Here is a 15,290-nt window from a genome sequence, read left to right as displayed (position 1 = left end):
CTTGAGGCCGTGACCGTTCGCCTGTACGACTCCCGCGTGGGGGAGGTCGTCCCCTTCACGCCGCTGACCGACGGCCACGTGGGCATGTACGTCTGCGGTCCGACGGTGCAGTCCTCCCCGCACATCGGGCACCTCCGTTCGGCGCTGGTCTACGACCTCTGGCGGCGGTGGCTCGTGCACCGTGGGTACGAGGTCACGCTCGTCCGGAACGTCACGGACATCGACGACAAGATCCTCGACCTCGCGGCCGGCTCCGGCGAGGAGTGGTGGGCCCGCGCCTACCGGTTCGAGCTCGAGTTCGCGGCCGGCTACCGGGCGCTCGGGATCCTCCCCCCGACCTACGAACCGCGGGCCACCGCGAGCGTGTCCGAGATGCAGGCGATCATCACGCGCCTGGTCGAGCGCGGGCACGCCTACCCCGCGGCGGACGACTCGGGCGACGTCTACTTCGACACGGCGAGCTGGCCGGACTACGGAGCGCTGACGCACCAGCGTCGCGACGACATGGTGGACGCCACCGATGCCGATCCCCGGGGCAAGCGCGACCCGCGTGACTTCGCCCTCTGGAAGGGCACGAAGGCGGGGGAGCCCGCATCCGCGTCCTGGCCGTCCCCGTGGGGTGCGGGGCGACCGGGTTGGCACATCGAGTGCTCCGCGATGTCCCGGCGGTACCTGGGTGCGGCATTCGACATCCACGGGGGCGGCCTCGACCTGCGCTTCCCGCACCACGAGAACGAGCTCGCGCAGTCGACGGCGGCCGGTGACGCCTTCGCCACCCACTGGCTGCACAACGGCCTCGTCACGGTCGACGGCCAGAAGATGTCGAAGTCGCTCGGCAACTCGATCTTCGCGGTGGACTTCCTCGCGGCCGCGCGCCCCGTCGTGGTGCGGTACTTCCTGGCGTCGGCGCACTACCGCTCGACGATTGACCACCACGAGGGCTCCCTCGCCGAGGCCGAGGCGGCGTTCGAGCGCATCGCCGGGTTCCTGTCGCGTGCCCGCCGGCGCCTCGTGGACGAGCCCGTGCGCGTGGCCGCCGTCGTCCCCGACGCGTTCGCCGCAGCGATGGACGACGACCTTGCCGTTCCGCAGGCCCTCGCGGTGCTCCACGAGACGGTCCGGGCCGGCAACGCCGCGCTCGACGCCGACGACATCGCCGCGCTCGGCGCCGCCCACCAGCAGGTCACGGCCATGGTCGAGGTGCTCGGGATCGACCCGCTCGCCGACACCTGGTCCGCCGGCCCCGAGGCCTCGGACCGCGCCGCCGGTCCGCTCGCCCAACTCGTCGAGCGGCTCGTCGCCGAGCGCACCGCTGCCCGTGCCGCCCGCGACTTCGCCACGGCGGACCGCGTGCGCGACGACCTCGCCGCCGCCGGCATCACGATCGAGGACACCCCCTCCGGAACCCATTGGAGCATCGCGTGAAGAACACCTCCGGCAAGCGCAAGGGCCGTCCGGGCGCCGTCCGCTCCGGCCGCACCGGCAACAAGCAGGTCGGTTCGGGCGGGCAGGGGCGCCAGGCGCTCGAGGGGCGTGGCCCCACCCCGAAGGCCGAGGACCGGCCGTACCACCCCGCGGGCAAGCGCAAGGCCGCGCAGGAACGGCTCGAGACCGCCCGTCAGCGGCACGGTGCGTCGAGCGCGCCGCAGCCCCGCGCCTCCCGGCCGGCACCGCGGCGGTCGGGTGACGAGTCGGAGCTCGTGACGGGGCGCAACTCCGTGCTCGAGGCGCTCCGCGCGCGGATCCCGGCGAGCACGCTCTACGTCGCCGCCCGGATCGAGGTCGACGACCGCGTCAAGGAGATCCTGGCGCTCGCGACGCACCGCGGTGTGCCGGTGCTCGAGGTCATGCGGCCCGAGCTCGACCGCATCTCGGGCCACGACGCGGTGCACCAGGGCGTCGCGCTCAAGGTGCCGCCGTACGAGTACGCCCACGCGGACGACCTCGTCGACGCGGCCGAGCGTCGTGACCAGGTGCCGTTGCTCGTGGCACTCGACGGCGTGACGGACCCCCGGAACCTCGGCGCGATCATCCGCTCCACGGCTGCGTTCGGCGGCCACGGTGTCATCGTGCCGCAGCGCCGTTCGGTCGGCGTCACGGCCTCGGCGTGGAAGACCTCGGCCGGTGCCGCGGCGCGCATCCCCGTGGCGATGGCGCCGAACCTCACGCAGACGCTCAAGGCCCTGCAGCAGCGCGGGCTGTTCGTGCTCGGACTCGACGGTGACGGCGACGTGCAGCTCGACGAACTCGAACTCGCCGACCGGCCGATCGTCATCGTCGTCGGGAGCGAGGGCAAGGGCCTGTCGCGGCTCGTCACGGACACGTGCGACGCCGTCGTGTCGATCCCGATCTCGAGCGCCACGGAGTCGCTCAACGCCGGGATCGCCGCGAGCGTCACCCTGTGGGAGGTCGCCCGCCGCCGTCGACGGGCCTGACGCTCGGATCCGTCGTCACCGGGACTGCGCTGACGGAGGCGTCGTCCGCGGGGTCGGTGCGGGTGCGGCTGCGGCGGGTGCCGTTGCTGCTGGTGGGGCTGCGGAGGCCACTCCCGCGGTCGGTGCGGTCCGAGCGTCCGCGAGTTCGGCGCGCAGCGCGCGAATCTCGGCGGCGAGCTCGCGGACCTGCCGCTGGGTCACCGCCTGGCTCTCCTCGTCGCGGCGTCCGACCTGGTCGATGATCCAGCTCGCCAGGGTCGCCGTGACGACACCGATGAGCGCGATGCCGCCGATCATCACGGCGGCCGCGATCAACCGGCCCTCGGGCGTCACCGGCACGACGTCGCCGTAGCCCACCGTGGTGATCGTGACGAGCGCCCACCAGATCGCGGCGCCGAAGTCCGTGATCGTCGCGTGCGGGGCGTGGCGCTCGACGTCGAGCATCGCCAGTGCCGCGACGAACACGAGCAGCGCGGTCGTCACCGTCACGTAGATGATGACGCGGCCCCGGACCGCCGTGCCGGTGGTGCGTTGCAGGACCCGGAACAGCTGCACGAGGCGGAGGAGCCGCAGCGGGCGGAGCGTCGGGAGGGCGATCGCCGCGAGGTCGAGCAGGTGGTGGCGGAACCACCGGCCGCGGTGCTCCGCGAGGACGAGCATGACGACGTAGTCGACCGCGAACATCACCCAGGTGGCGTTGATGACGAGATCCGACGGCAGGGCGGCTGCGCCGTGCAGGTCCGCGAGCACCTGGACGGCGAACGCCACGAGGAACGCCACGGCGGCGACCGTGAGCGGCCACTGGCTCATGCGCTGCCAGCGGGCCTGGTCCCACACGCGCTGTTCCTCGGACGTCACGGTCCGACCGTATCGTCGGTGTCGACGCCCACGAGCCGTGTCGTCACCGGTGCACCGCAGCCCTCAGACGTTCGCCCGCCAGTCCTCGTCCTCGTCCTCGTCCTCGAGGGGCAGCGCGATCGAGTTCGTCGGCGGGTCGATGAGCATGCGCTCGTCGCGGCGGTGCCGCAGCACGTCGTTCATGTAGGCCGTGGTGGCCTCGGGCAGCGACACCGACCGCTGCTCCTGCTGCGCCATGTACCAGCGGTGCTCGAGGAGCTCGTGGAACACCTCGGCGGGTTCGAGCCGTCCGCGGAGCTCCCGGGGGATCGCCCGGACCACGGGTTCGAAGACGCGGGACACCCACTCGTGCGCGACCATCTCCTCGTCGAGTTCGTCGCGGCCGTTGCGGGCACGGTAGGCGTCGAGGTCGTTGAGGAGCCGCCGTGCCTGGTTCTCGCCGGCGTCGATGCCGGTGAGCCGGAGCAGTCGCCGCTGGTGGTGGCCCGCGTCCACGACCTTCGGCTGGATACGGACCTGCTGGCCGCCCTCGGTCGTGCGGATCGCGAGTTCCTCGATGTCGAACCCGAGGTCGTTGAGGCGCTCGACCCGGCTGTTGATGCGCCAGCGCTCCGAGGCGTCGAACTCCTCGGACCCGGTCAGTTCCTTCCACAGCGTCCGGTACTGGGCCACGATGCCGTCGGACACCGTGACCGGGTCCGCGTTCTCGTCGAGGCGACCGCCGGCCTCCAGGTCGAGGAGCTCGCCGGCGATGTTGACGCGCGCGATCTCGAGGTCGTTCTCACGCTGCCCGTTCGACAGGCCGCCGGGGTAGAGCTTGCCCGTCTCGGCGTCGACGAGGTACGCGGCGAACGCACCGGCGTCGCGGCGGAAGAGGGTGTTCGAGAGCGACACGTCGCCCCAGAAGAAACCGATGATGTGCAGCCGCACCAGGAGGACCGCCAGGGCGTCGACGAGGCGCGTCGCGGTGTCCGGCCGCAGCGTCTGCGAGTAGAGCGCGCGGTACGGGAGCGAGAACCGGAGGTGCCGGGTCACGAGGACCGGCTGCAGGGCCTCCCCGTCGCGTCCCACGCGGTTCGTGATGACGGCGACCGGGTCCACGCACGGGACGTCCATGCGCTGGAGCGTCCGGAGCATGTCGTACTCACTGCGGGCGAGCTCCTCGCTCGTCTCCTTGACCGCCACGACGTAGCCGCTGAGGTGCACGAACCGCACGAGGTGTCGCGAGATGCCCTTCGGCAGCGCGGCGATCGTGTCGTCGGGCCAGGCGTCGAGCGGGAGGTCCCACGGCAGGTCGAGCAGGCCAGGGTCGACGGTGGCGGCGGTGATGGACATCGAGTCGGGCACGAGGGGGTCGCTTTCGGTGGTGCAGGGTGCGGACGGTACGGTCTGGCCGAACGCCGGGAGCCTGCCGGCCCGCCTTCGTGGGGCGGTCCGGCAGGCTCCCGGTGGTGTCGGTCCGATCAGGCGCTGACGACGGCCTTGTCGCCGAGGCGCTCGCCCGACTCGGTGTCGAACACGTGCACGCGGCCCGGCTGGGCCGTGATGTACACGGTGTCGCCCGCGAAGGGGTGGTGACGGCCGTCGACGCGTGCGACGACGTCGACGCGGCTCCCGGCGGCCTCGCTGTGGCCGTACAGGTAGCCGTCGGCGCCGAGCTCCTCGACGACGTCGACCTGGACCGGCAGGCCCTCGCCCGACTGCGAGACGACAACGTCCTCGGGGCGGACGCCGATGGTGACGTTCGACGACTTGGCGTTGCTGAGGACGTCGCGGTCGACCGCGGCGACCGACGTGCCGAAGCGCACGCCACCGTCGGCGATGTCCGCCGGCAGGAGGTTCATGGCCGGCGAGCCGATGAACCCGGCGACGAACACGTTGTTCGGCTTCTCGTACAGGTCGCGCGGGGTGCCGACCTGCTGGAGGATGCCGTCCTTGAGGACCGCGATGCGGTCGCCCATGGTCAGGGCCTCGGTCTGGTCGTGCGTGACGTAGACGGTCGTGACCCCGAGCCGACGCTGGAGCGACGCGATCTGCGTGCGGGTCTGGACGCGGAGCTTGGCGTCGAGGTTCGACAGCGGCTCGTCCATGAGGAACACCTGGGGCTGACGGACGATCGCACGGCCCATCGCGACGCGCTGCCGCTGACCACCCGAGAGCGCCTTCGGCTTGCGCGAGAGGTACTGCTCGAGGTCGAGGAGCTTGGCCGCCTCGAGGACGCGGGTCGCGCGCTCCTCCTTGCCGACGCCGGCGATCTTGAGCGCGAAGCCCATGTTCTCGGCGACGGTCATGTGCGGGTACAGCGCGTAGTTCTGGAAGACCATCGCGATGTCGCGGTCCTTCGGCGGGATGTCGGTGACGTCGCGGTCACCGATGAGGATCCGGCCGTCGTTCACTTCTTCCAGGCCCGCGAGCATGCGGAGGGAGGTCGACTTGCCACAGCCCGACGGGCCGACGAGGACGAGGAACTCGCCGTCCGCGATGTCGAGGTCGAGGCCGTCGACGGCGGGGCGGTTGCCTCCGGGGTAGAGACGGGTTGCCTTGTCGTAGGTGACGGACGCCATGATGCGTTCTTGCTCCTTCACCGGCAGGTACGTGCCGGACGATCCGTAGTGAGGAACGGTGACCCTGAGGCCCCCGGATGGGCGACATCGACCATCGAGGGACATACAACACGGTTTCGCACGTCGGCGCCAGTGGCGCGGCCGTCGATGGGCCTCCCGACCACGGTCTCCCAGCCCACGCAAGTACACTTCCCAGGTCCGTCCGGGCGGTGCGGGAGGTACCGCGGACGACAGGAGGGCCGGAGGGGCCGGCCCGATCACGGAGGACCGGTATGACGAATCGTCCCGAGGGCGACGAGCCCGCCACGCGGAACGAGCGCCGCGCGGCTGCGAGGATCCGAGCACAACAGGCCAGGGCCCGCCAGAAGCGACGCCAGCGCGGTGTGCGCATCGGGCTGCAGGCGGGCCTCGTCGTCGTCCTCATCGCGATCGTCGCGGTCGTGTCGATCGTGCTCGTCCGCTCGGTGCAGCCGGCCGGTCCGGGGCCCGCGCACATGGCGGGCGGCGGCATCACCATCGGGCAGGGGCTGCGCGCGGTCGGAGCGGGGCGCGGTGACGCCGGCGGCGCGGGGCGTGCCACGTCGAGTGCGTCGGCGTCCGCCGGTTCGAGCGGCACCGCATCGGCGACGCCGAGTGCTTCGGCGACCGGGGACGCCTCGGGTGCGGTCGACGTCGCGGGCACCGTCCACATCACGATGTACATCGACTACCTCTGCCCGATCTGTGGCCAGTTCGAGCACGAGAACAACGCGTACATCCGGGGCCTCGTGACGTCCGGTGCCGCGACCGTCGAGATCCACCCCATCGCGATCCTGACGAACCGATCGCAGGGCACGAAGTACTCGCTCCGTGCGGCGAACGCGGCGGCCTGTGTGGCGAACTCGTCGCCCGACCAGTTCTTCGCCGTGAACCAGGCGTTGTACGCCGAGCAGCCCGAGGAGAACACGAAGGGCCTCGACGACGCACAGCTCCGACACCTCGTGGCGGGCGTGCACGGGATCCGGCACCTCGACGCCATCGAGCGGTGCATCGACACCCAGCGCTACGCCGCGTGGGTGGACGCGCGGACGAACGACGTCCTCACCCACGGGGTGCCCGGCACCGGGCTCCGGCAGCTCACCGGCACGCCGACGATCTTCGTGAACGGCAAGCGGTACGACTACAGCCTGCCGTTCACGAACGCCGAGTTCCGGACCTTCGTCGTGACCGCCGCGGGCAGCACGTACGCGTCCGGCGACGAGACGCCGGCGCCGACCCCGACTCCGACGTCCTCGGCTGGCTGACCCGATCCGCGGGCGGGCGAGCCGATCCTCGGGCGGGCGAGCCGACCCGCGGCCGGCCGCGCCGACCCGCGGCCGGTCGCGCCGACCCTCGGGCGGCTGCCAGGGCGACGGCGTTCGATCGGTGGAGGCGGGCCTCCCGGGCCGCGCCCGGAGGGAGCGCCACATGTCCACGTTCGACGACCGACCGCAGCTCGACGCGGAGCATCCCGTGTTCATCCTGGCGATGGACCACCGGGACTCGCTCGCCAAGCACACCTACCGGATCGCGTCCGGACAGCCCGACGACGAGGACGACATCCAGCGGATCCGGGACGGCAAGATGCTCGTCTACCGGGGGCTGCTCGACGCCCTGACCCGCGGAGCCGACCGAGAGCGCACCGGCGTGCTCGTCGACGAACGCTACGGCGCCGAGGTCGCACGGGCGGCCAAGGCCGCGGGACTCCAGCTCGCGATGCCGATCGAGGCGTCGGGCCACGACTTCTTCACGTTCGAGTACGGCGACGGGGACGACGGGCTGTGGATGCAGCACGTCGAGGAGTTCGACCCCGACCACGTCAAGGTCCTCGTCCGCGACAACCCGGACCTCGACGCCGACGAACGACGCGGGCAGGCCGAACGGCTCGCCGGCGTGACGAGCACCCTGCGCGACGCGGGCCGGTCGTTCCTGCTCGAACTGCTCGTCCCCGGCACGGACGAGCAGAAGGCGTCGGTCGAGGACTACGACCGGGACCTGCGCCCGTCGCTCACCGTCGACGTCATCGGGTTCCTGCAGGAGCACGGCGTGGAGCCGGACATCTGGAAGATCGAGGGCCTCGACCGCCGCGAGGACGCCGAGCGGGTCGTCGCCGCCACGAAGCAGGGCGGCCGGGACAGCGTGCAGTGCGTCATCCTCGGTCGGGACGCCTCGGAGGACGCGCTCGACCACTGGCTCTCGGTGGCCGCACCACTCGACGGGTTCGTCGGCTTCGCGATCGGCCGGAGCATCTGGGAGCAGCCGCTCGGCGACGTCCTGGACCGCGGCCTCGCCGAGGAGGACGCCCAGGACCTCATCGCCGTCACGTACCTGCGGTTCGTCGAGGCGTACCGGGAGGCGCGGGGCTGAGTCCCGCGGGGCGGGTGCGCTCCCGGTCGGGTCAGGTCCGGACGAGCGGCTCCACCGCGGCGAGGTCCGCGCCGATGCCGACGTCGACGAGCACGACGCGTCCCGCGAGGGCCCGCCCCGGACCGCGCAGCAGTCCCGCCTTGACGCCGCCGAACGTGACGGTCACGTCGGCCTCGAGCACGTGGTCGTCCGCGACCGCGCCCGTGTCGGGGTCGATGCCGCTCGGGACGTCCACGGCGACGACGGACGGAGCGCGCTGGTCCCGCGCGAGGTCCCGGATGACGCCCACGGCCTCCCGTGCGGGCGACCGGAGTGCCGTCGAGCTCGTCCGTCCGATGCCGAGCACGGCGTCGAGCACGAGGTCGGCCCGCAGCGCCGCCGCCCGCACCGTCTCGTCGTCGTCCGGGTGCTCGAGGAGGACCGCGCCGGCCTGCTGCGCGGCCGCCGCCCCCGCCTCGTGCACGCGCGACCCGAGGCACAGCACCTCGACGCGGTGACCGCGTGCGGCGAGCGCCGCACCGGCGAACAACGCGTCGCCGCCGTTGTCGCCGCTGCCGACGAGCAGGAGCACGGTGCGCTCGCCGTCGCCGGGGACGACCGCGGGGTCGCCGAGCAGCTCGTCGACCACGTCGGCGAGTCCGGCGGCGGCCCGCTGCATGAGCGGCTCGCCCGCGGCGAGGTGCGGCGCCTCGGCCGCCCGGATCTGGTCTGCGCCGTAGCCGTCCATGCCGCCACGATGCCACGTCGTCGGTAGCCTGGTCCGCGCCATGTCGCTCGTCCCCGAAGCCCCCCGTCCACGCGTCGTCGTCTCGCCGGACGGTCTCGACATCGCCACGTACGACCACGGCGACCCGGACGCCCCCGCGGTGGTCGCCGTGCACGGGTTCGCGTCCTCCGGGCTCCTCAACTGGCACGCGTCGGGGTGGACCCGTGAGCTCACGCGCGCCGGCCACCGCGTCGTCGTCGTCGACCAGCGCGGGCACGGCCGCAGCAGCAAGCCGCACCGGCCGCAGGAGTACTCGATGGACCTCCTCGTCGCCGACGTCACCGCGGTCGTCGACGCCTACCTGCTCGACGACGTCGCGTACCTCGGGTACTCGCTCGGGGCACGCGTCGGATGGCACACCGCGGACCGGATCCCCGACCGGATCAGCCGAGCGGTCCTCGGGGGCATCCCGGACGCGGATCCGATGCGACGGGTCCGGGTCGACCAGGCGCGGGCGTTCATCGAGCATGGCGAGCCCGTCGAGGACCGCGTGACGAACGCCTACCTGACCATGGCCTCCGGGGTCCCGGGCAACGACCTCCGTGCGCTCGTCGCGATGGTCGAGGGGATGCGGGACAGCGTCGAGCCCAGACCGGACAACGCGCCGACGCAGCCGTTGCTCCTGGCGGCGGGGAGCGAGGACGGCATCCTCGCGGCGTCGCAGCGCCTCGCGGCTGCGGCGCCGCGTGCCGAGTTCGTCGAGATCCCGGGCCGGAACCACTTCAACGCGCCGACCTCCCGAGCGTTCCGGGAGGCCGCGATCGCGTTCCTGCAGCGCACCCGCGCGGACGCGGAGGCCACCCAGGGCTAGCGTCCACGACATGGACTACAGACTCCTCGGTAACAGCGGTGCCGCCGTGTCGTCGTTGACGCTCGGCACCATGACGTTCGGCAGTGAAGCCGACGAACCCACCTCACGCACGATCCTCGACGCCTTCGTCGAGGCCGGCGGTACCTTCATCGACACGGCGGACGTCTACTCGGGCAACGAGTCCGAGCGGATCATCGGTCGCTGGCTCGCAGACCACCCGACCGAGGCGCAGCAGGTCGTCATCGCCACGAAGGGCCGGTTCCCCCAGGGCGACGGCCCGAACGACGTCGGCCTCTCGCGCCGCCACCTGACGCGGGCGCTCGACGCGTCCCTCGAGCGGCTCGGTGTCGACTACATCGACCTGTACCAGATGCACGCGTGGGACGCCCTGACGCCGATCGAGGAGACGCTCCGGTTCCTCGACGACGCCGTGTCCGCCGGCAAGATCGGCGCGTACGGGTTCTCGAACTACCTCGGCTACCAGATCACGAAGGCGGTCTACGAGGCGAAGGCGAACCACTGGGCTCCGCCCGTGACCCTGCAGCCGCAGTACAACCTGCTCGTGCGCGACATCGAGCACGAGATCGTGCCCGCGTGCCTCGACGCGAACATCGGTCTCCTGCCGTGGTCGCCACTCGCCGGCGGGTGGCTGTCCGGCAAGTACCAGCGGGACCAGGCTCCGACGGGTGCGACCCGGCTGGGTGAGAACCCGAAGCGCGGCATGGAGGCGTGGGAGGCGCGGAACGCCGACGAGCGCACGTGGGCCGTCCTCGGGGCGGTCGGCGCGGCCGCGGAGGCCCACGGCACGTCGTACTCGCAGGTCGCGTTGGCCTGGCTGCTCGCGCAGCCGGCCGTCACCTCGGTCATCCTCGGTGCCCGCACGGTGGAGCAGCTGCAGGACAACCTGGCGTCGGCGGACCTCGTGCTGACCCCGGAGGAGCTGACGGCGCTCTCCGAGGCGAGCACGCCCCGTATCGACGACTACCCGTACGGCACCGCCGGTGTGGCGCAGCGCGACCGGAAGCTGACCGGGGGCCGCTGAGCGTCCCCCTCGATACCAAGAATCCTCACAGGAAGCGGCGCGGCGTGGCTCGGAGACGTTGTCCGACGTCGATCCGCCTGTCATGCTCTCGGCATCGGTGGGCTGGTTACCCGCTGTCGCGCCGGTCGCTCTCCTGATCCGTGACCGGACGCACCACGAGGCCACGCGCGCTCCCCGGGGGCGGTGCGTGGCTTCGTGCCGTGCAGCGTCCACGTCGACCGAGGGGGACCATGCGGAGCGGACGCAGGCGTCCGGCCCGGCTCACCGCGTTGCTCGTGGCGGTCATCGGCGTGCTCGCGCTCGCCGTCGCGGCGGGTGTGGCCGTCGGGTCCGCACGGTCGTCCCACCTCGCGGCGGACGGGTCGTCCGGTGACCGGTTCACGCCGCTGACCCGCGCCCTCGTGTTCCGCGGCGACGTCGGCACACGACCCGTGGCGGTGCCGGTCGCTGGTCGCGCGGGGGTCGCCCCCGCGGCCGATGCCGTCGTCGTCGACGTCCGCGTCACGGCTCCGACGGACGACGGCTGGGTCCGGGTCACGCCGGCGGGGCAGGACGCACCGGTGGCCACACAGCGCGTCACGGCGGGCACGACCGTCACCGGGCTCGCGACGGTCCGTCTCGTCCACGGTCGCCTCCAGGTCGCGCTGTCGGACGGCTCCGCCTCGGTGTCGGTGATCGTGTCGGGGGCCTACACGAGCGCCGCGCAGGGATCGACGTACCAGCCGGTCGACACCACCAGGGCGTTCCGTGGCACGGTCGGCACGCATCCGGTCCGCGTTCCCGTGGCGGACGGCGTCACGGTGCCCAGGGGCGCCACCGCCGTCGTCCTCGAGGCCACCGTGGTGCACCCGACCGCGCCGGGGTCGTTGCGGGTCGGCCCGGCAGGACGCACGAACCGGATCGGCGTCCAGCAGTTCACGCGCGGGGCCGTCGCGGCGAACGCGGTCGTGGCCCAGCTCGACGACGGCGCCCTGTCCGTCGCGGTGTCGGCCGGCTCGGCCACGGTGACCCTCGACGTGCTCGGCGCGTACGCGCGCTCGGACTCCGGGGCCGTGTTCACCCCGATGACGGCCGTCCGGGCGTACACCGGCACGACGACGGGCGCCGCGACGCAGATCCAACTCGCCGGGGGCGCGGGCGTCCCGGGCGACGCGACCGCCGTGCTCGTCACCGCATCGCTCGAACGATCCGGCCCCGCCGGTGCGCTCCGGGTCGCCCCCTACGGCCGGGACGACGGCGGGGTCGCGCTGGCGTTCACCGCGGGCCGAGCCGTGGCGGGACTCGTGCCCGTCGCGCTCCGACAGGCGTCGGTGCAGGCCGTCGCGTCGGGAGGCGCGGCGACCCTCCACCTGGACGTCGCCGGCTACTTCACGGACGGCTCGGCGCCCTCCGGCCTCGGGAACGACGTCTCGTGGCCGCAGTGCCACCGGGCCCTGCCGGCAGGACAGGCGTTCGCGGTGATCGGTGTGAACGACGGGTCCGGCACCACGACGAACCCGTGCCTCGCCGCGCAGCTCGCCTGGGCGCGGGACTCCGCGGGCGGTGCCGGGCAGCCCCGTGCCGCGCTGTACGTCAACACGGCGAACCCGGGCCGCCACGTGCCGGGCGGTGGCTGGCCGACGTCGAACGTCGATCCCGAGGGGGCCAGGGTCACGAGCGTGTACGGCGTGTGCACGCCCGGTTCCGACGGCGTCGCCTGTTCGTACATGGACGGCTGGGACATCGCGGTCCGCGACGTCGTCGACCGGGGCGTGTCCCATCCGGCGGCGTACCGCTGGTGGCTCGACGTCGAGACCGGTGCCACGTGGCGGGACCCCGCCACGAACGTCGCGGTGCTCGACGGCATGACCGACGCGTTCGCCGCCCGGGGGATCGCCGTCGGGCTCTACTCGACCGGGTACCAGTGGGGGATCATCAGTGGCGGGACCACACCGAACAGCGCCCTGGCCTCGGCGCCGAGCTGGATCGCCACGGGTGAGACCCCGCTCGCCCGGGCGAAGGAGGCGTGCGCCGGGCCGGGCCTCGTCGACGGCGGGGTGGCCATGGTGCAGTACGTTGTCGGGGGTGTGGCGAGCGGACTCGACTTCGACTGGTCGTGCCGCTGACACCGCGGCAGACGGACACCGCGGACGCGGCTGATGGGGGCCGGCAGCGGGACTCGAACCCGCAACCCCCGTATTACAAGTACGGTGCGCTACCAATTGCGCCATGCCGGCTGGCCCGCCAAGTGTACCGACGAGCCGAGGTGTCGCGGTGGAGGTCAGTCCGCCGCGGGGGAGAACCCGAGCGAGATCGAGTTCATGCAGTACCGGTCGCCGGTCGGGGTGCCGAAACCGTCCGGGAACACGTGCCCGAGGTGCGAACCGCAGCTCGCGCAGCGGACCTCGGTGCGCACCATGCCGAGCGTGCGGTCCTCGATGAGCTGCACGGCCTCGGGGCGCACCGACTCGTAGAACGACGGCCACCCGCAGCCCGAGTCGAACTTGGTGCCGCTCTTGAACAGCTCCGCACCGCACGCCGCACAGGTGTAGACGCCGGCGCGCTCCTCGTCGAGCAGCTCACCCGTCCACGGGCGCTCGGTCGCGGCCTGCCGCAGCACGGCGTACTGCTGCGGGTCGAGTTCCTCACGCCACTCGGCGTCGGTCTTCTCCACGTTGTATGCCATGGGTTCCTCCTGGTCGTGACCGCACTCGTGACGCGGTCATGTCATTAAACTCGCACCGATGACCGAGCATTCCGTCCACCGTGGCCGGTGGGACGCCCTGACGACGGACGACCTCTACGCCGTCGTCCGCCTGCGCAACCGGGTGTTCGCGCTCGAGCAGCGCGTGACGGCCGAGGACTTCGACGGCCGGGACCGCGAACCGGAGACGGAACACTGGTGGATCCCCGGCGAGGACGGCGTCGCCCGCGCCTACCTGCGCTGCATCCGGCCCGCCGCGGACGAGGTCCAGCCGGCCGTCGACCTGCCCGCGACCCGGGTCATCGGCCGCGTGGCCACGGCCGTCGAGCACCGCGGACAGGGGCTCGCGCGTCGGCTCGTCGACGCCGTGCTCGCCGCCCACCCGGACGAGGCCTTCCTCCTCCACGCGCAGGAGTACGTCGCCGGCCTGTACGCCGCCGCCGGGTTCGTGCCGTTCGGCGAACCCTACGTCGAGGCGGGCATCCGCCACGTGGGGATGTACCGCGCGGCGGCGGTCGGGGACGATGCTGTCCGCTGACGCACCGGGCCGCGCGGAGCCCCCGCACCAGCCGGAGCCGGACGGCCCCGAGGCCACCCGCCGCCGCTACCGCCACCACGCCGAGCGCATGGTGACCGCTTCGCCGACCTCCGCCCGCTGGGCGACATCGATCGCCGAGGACGACGCCGCCGTCGACCTGCTGATCCGTGTCGCCCCGACCAAGCGGCAGCCCGAGCTGCTCTTCGCCGTCGCGCGCCGCCTGGGCGCCGACCCGACCGACCGGGAGGCCCTCCTCCGGCTCGTCCGCGACGCCCCCGACCGGCTGCTCGCCGAGCTGGCCATGTCCACGACCCAGACGAACGACCCCCGACGCATGGCGCCGGTCGTCCCCGTGCTCGCGGGCATCCCGGGGCCGCTCGCGCTCCTCGAGGTGGGGGTGAGCGCCGGCCTCTGCATCGTCCCGGACCACGCCACCGTCGACGTCGACCGCCTCGACGACACCGTCCGCGTCGCCGAGGCCGCGCGCGAGCCGGAGATCCCGCTCCGGTTCCAGATGCGTCCGGGACCCGCTGCTCCGTCCGACGGGAGGCGCGGTGCGGGCCGGTCCCGTGCCTCCCGGCCGTCGACGGATGACGCCGGGAGCCGGGCCGACGGGACGGGGCCGCGCCGGCCCTCCCAGCTCGACGTGGTGGCGCGGTTCGGGCTCGATCCGGCCCCGATCGACCTGCGGTCCCCCGGGGCGTTCGACCGGCTCGTCGAGTCCGTCCCCGTCGAGGCGACCGACCGTGTCGCGCTCATGCGGCGGGCCGCCGACGCCGTGCGGGCCGACCCGTACACCGCCGTCCGCGGGACCGCCCCGGACGACCTCGACCGCGCGATCGACCTGCTGCCGCGCGGGGCGACGCCCGTCGTGCTCACGCTCGGCACGCTCGTCTACCTGCCGGGCTCGGACCGGCAGCGCGTCGTCGAGCGGCTCCGGGACCGCGGGGTCCGCTGGGTGGCGATGGAGCGGACGGGGTCGCTCCACGACGTCGCCGCGACCCTGCCGCCCGTGGGGGAACTCGCCGAGCGGTGCATCGACCCTGCTGCTCCGTCGGCCTTCGCCACGGTCTCGCTCGACGGGGTCGCCCTGGCGCTCGCCGACGCCCACGGCACGACCGTCACGCCCCTCGGCGCGGACCCGTCCTGGATGCTCGGCGCACCGACGGCCTGATCGGTGTCTTTCCGACCTGCCAGGGCCATGCCAG

Annotated in this window: 14 protein-coding genes and 1 tRNA gene; 9 read left to right on the top strand and 6 right to left on the bottom strand. The window is 73.0% G+C overall.

Translation table 11 applies throughout. The annotated features are described in order from the left end of the window. The first annotated feature begins 9 nt into the window (after positions 1-9). Together cysS and rlmB are read left to right on the top strand one after the other, a co-directional pair. On the top strand, positions 10-1,425 hold the full coding sequence (cysS, locus tag DEI88_RS14285) for a cysteine--tRNA ligase (RefSeq protein WP_111071809.1): 1,416 nt from the start codon (positions 10-12) through the stop codon (positions 1,423-1,425). After that, positions 1,422-2,435: a 23S rRNA (guanosine(2251)-2'-O)-methyltransferase RlmB gene (gene rlmB, locus DEI88_RS14280; RefSeq protein ID WP_111013088.1), complete on the top strand. Its 1,014-nt coding sequence runs from the start codon at positions 1,422-1,424 to the stop codon at positions 2,433-2,435. Before cysS ends, rlmB begins: the two co-directional genes overlap by 4 nt. 15 nt (positions 2,436-2,450) lie before the next feature. On the opposite strand, the gene DEI88_RS14275 is transcribed toward rlmB, so the two are convergent. The 3 genes from DEI88_RS14275 to DEI88_RS14265 form a co-directional block, all read right to left on the bottom strand. After that, positions 2,451-3,293, bottom strand: a complete 843-nt coding sequence (locus DEI88_RS14275; protein WP_258374990.1) for a potassium channel family protein — start codon at positions 3,291-3,293, stop codon at positions 2,451-2,453. Between the two features lie 63 nt (positions 3,294-3,356). Continuing rightward, positions 3,357-4,640, bottom strand: coding sequence for a DUF4032 domain-containing protein (locus DEI88_RS14270; RefSeq protein WP_111010515.1), 1,284 nt, complete (start codon positions 4,638-4,640; stop codon positions 3,357-3,359). Positions 4,641-4,756: 116 nt separating this feature from the next. Continuing rightward, positions 4,757-5,857, bottom strand: a complete 1,101-nt coding sequence (locus tag DEI88_RS14265) for an ABC transporter ATP-binding protein (protein ID WP_111013089.1) — start codon at positions 5,855-5,857, stop codon at positions 4,757-4,759. A 272-nt stretch (positions 5,858-6,129) separates the two neighbouring features. On the opposite strand from DEI88_RS14265, the gene DEI88_RS14260 reads away from it, so the two are divergent. After that, positions 6,130-7,140 (top strand): DsbA family protein, encoded by a 1,011-nt coding sequence (locus DEI88_RS14260; RefSeq protein WP_181441206.1) that lies wholly within the window; start codon positions 6,130-6,132, stop codon positions 7,138-7,140. A gap of 163 nt (positions 7,141-7,303) precedes the next feature. Then, the gene (locus DEI88_RS14255) at positions 7,304-8,242 is read left to right on the top strand and encodes a 2-deoxy-5-keto-D-gluconate 6-phosphate aldolase domain-containing protein (protein WP_111036659.1); all 939 of its coding nucleotides are present in this window, start codon (positions 7,304-7,306) and stop codon (positions 8,240-8,242) included. Between the two features lie 31 nt (positions 8,243-8,273). Here DEI88_RS14255 and DEI88_RS14250 read toward each other — a convergent pair whose 3' ends face one another. After that, positions 8,274-8,969, bottom strand: coding sequence for an NAD(P)H-hydrate epimerase (locus DEI88_RS14250; protein ID WP_111010511.1), 696 nt, complete (start codon positions 8,967-8,969; stop codon positions 8,274-8,276). Positions 8,970-9,009: 40 nt separating this feature from the next. Here DEI88_RS14250 and DEI88_RS14245 point away from each other — a divergent pair, with 40 nt between their 5' ends. The 3 genes from DEI88_RS14245 (at position 9,010) to DEI88_RS14235 (ending at position 12,966) form a co-directional block, all read left to right on the top strand. Beyond that, the gene (locus DEI88_RS14245) at positions 9,010-9,819 is read left to right on the top strand and encodes an alpha/beta fold hydrolase (protein ID WP_111071807.1); all 810 of its coding nucleotides are present in this window, start codon (positions 9,010-9,012) and stop codon (positions 9,817-9,819) included. A gap of 10 nt (positions 9,820-9,829) precedes the next feature. Next, on the top strand, positions 9,830-10,861 hold the full coding sequence (locus DEI88_RS14240) for an aldo/keto reductase (RefSeq protein ID WP_111013094.1): 1,032 nt from the start codon (positions 9,830-9,832) through the stop codon (positions 10,859-10,861). A gap of 230 nt (positions 10,862-11,091) precedes the next feature. Then, a complete protein-coding gene (locus tag DEI88_RS14235; RefSeq protein WP_111071806.1) occupies positions 11,092-12,966 on the top strand; it encodes a glycoside hydrolase family 25 domain-containing protein in 1,875 nt (624 codons plus the stop codon). A gap of 38 nt (positions 12,967-13,004) precedes the next feature. Here DEI88_RS14235 and DEI88_RS14230 read toward each other — a convergent pair. Both DEI88_RS14230 and msrB read right to left on the bottom strand, forming a co-directional pair. Then, positions 13,005-13,077 (bottom strand) — tRNA-Thr (locus DEI88_RS14230). Positions 13,078-13,121: 44 nt separating this feature from the next. Then, complete coding sequence (msrB, locus tag DEI88_RS14225) at positions 13,122-13,526, bottom strand: peptide-methionine (R)-S-oxide reductase MsrB (RefSeq protein ID WP_111010507.1); 405 nt, start codon at positions 13,524-13,526, stop codon at positions 13,122-13,124. A 58-nt stretch (positions 13,527-13,584) separates the two neighbouring features. Here msrB and DEI88_RS14220 point away from each other — a divergent pair, with 58 nt between their 5' ends. Together DEI88_RS14220 and DEI88_RS14215 are read left to right on the top strand one after the other, a co-directional pair. Next, positions 13,585-14,082, top strand: coding sequence for a GNAT family N-acetyltransferase (locus DEI88_RS14220; protein ID WP_111026293.1), 498 nt, complete (start codon positions 13,585-13,587; stop codon positions 14,080-14,082). Beyond that, positions 14,069-15,256, top strand: coding sequence for a DUF2332 family protein (locus DEI88_RS14215; protein ID WP_111071805.1), 1,188 nt, complete (start codon positions 14,069-14,071; stop codon positions 15,254-15,256). The genes DEI88_RS14220 and DEI88_RS14215 overlap by 14 nt, the downstream gene beginning before the upstream one ends. Positions 15,257-15,290: the final 34 nt, after the last annotated feature.

This window comes from Curtobacterium sp. MCBD17_003 (assembly GCF_003234885.2).
Lineage (GTDB): Bacteria > Actinomycetota > Actinomycetes > Actinomycetales > Microbacteriaceae > Curtobacterium.
Note: the sequence above shows the minus strand (reverse complement) of the source record. Positions and strands in the feature narration are given on the sequence as shown.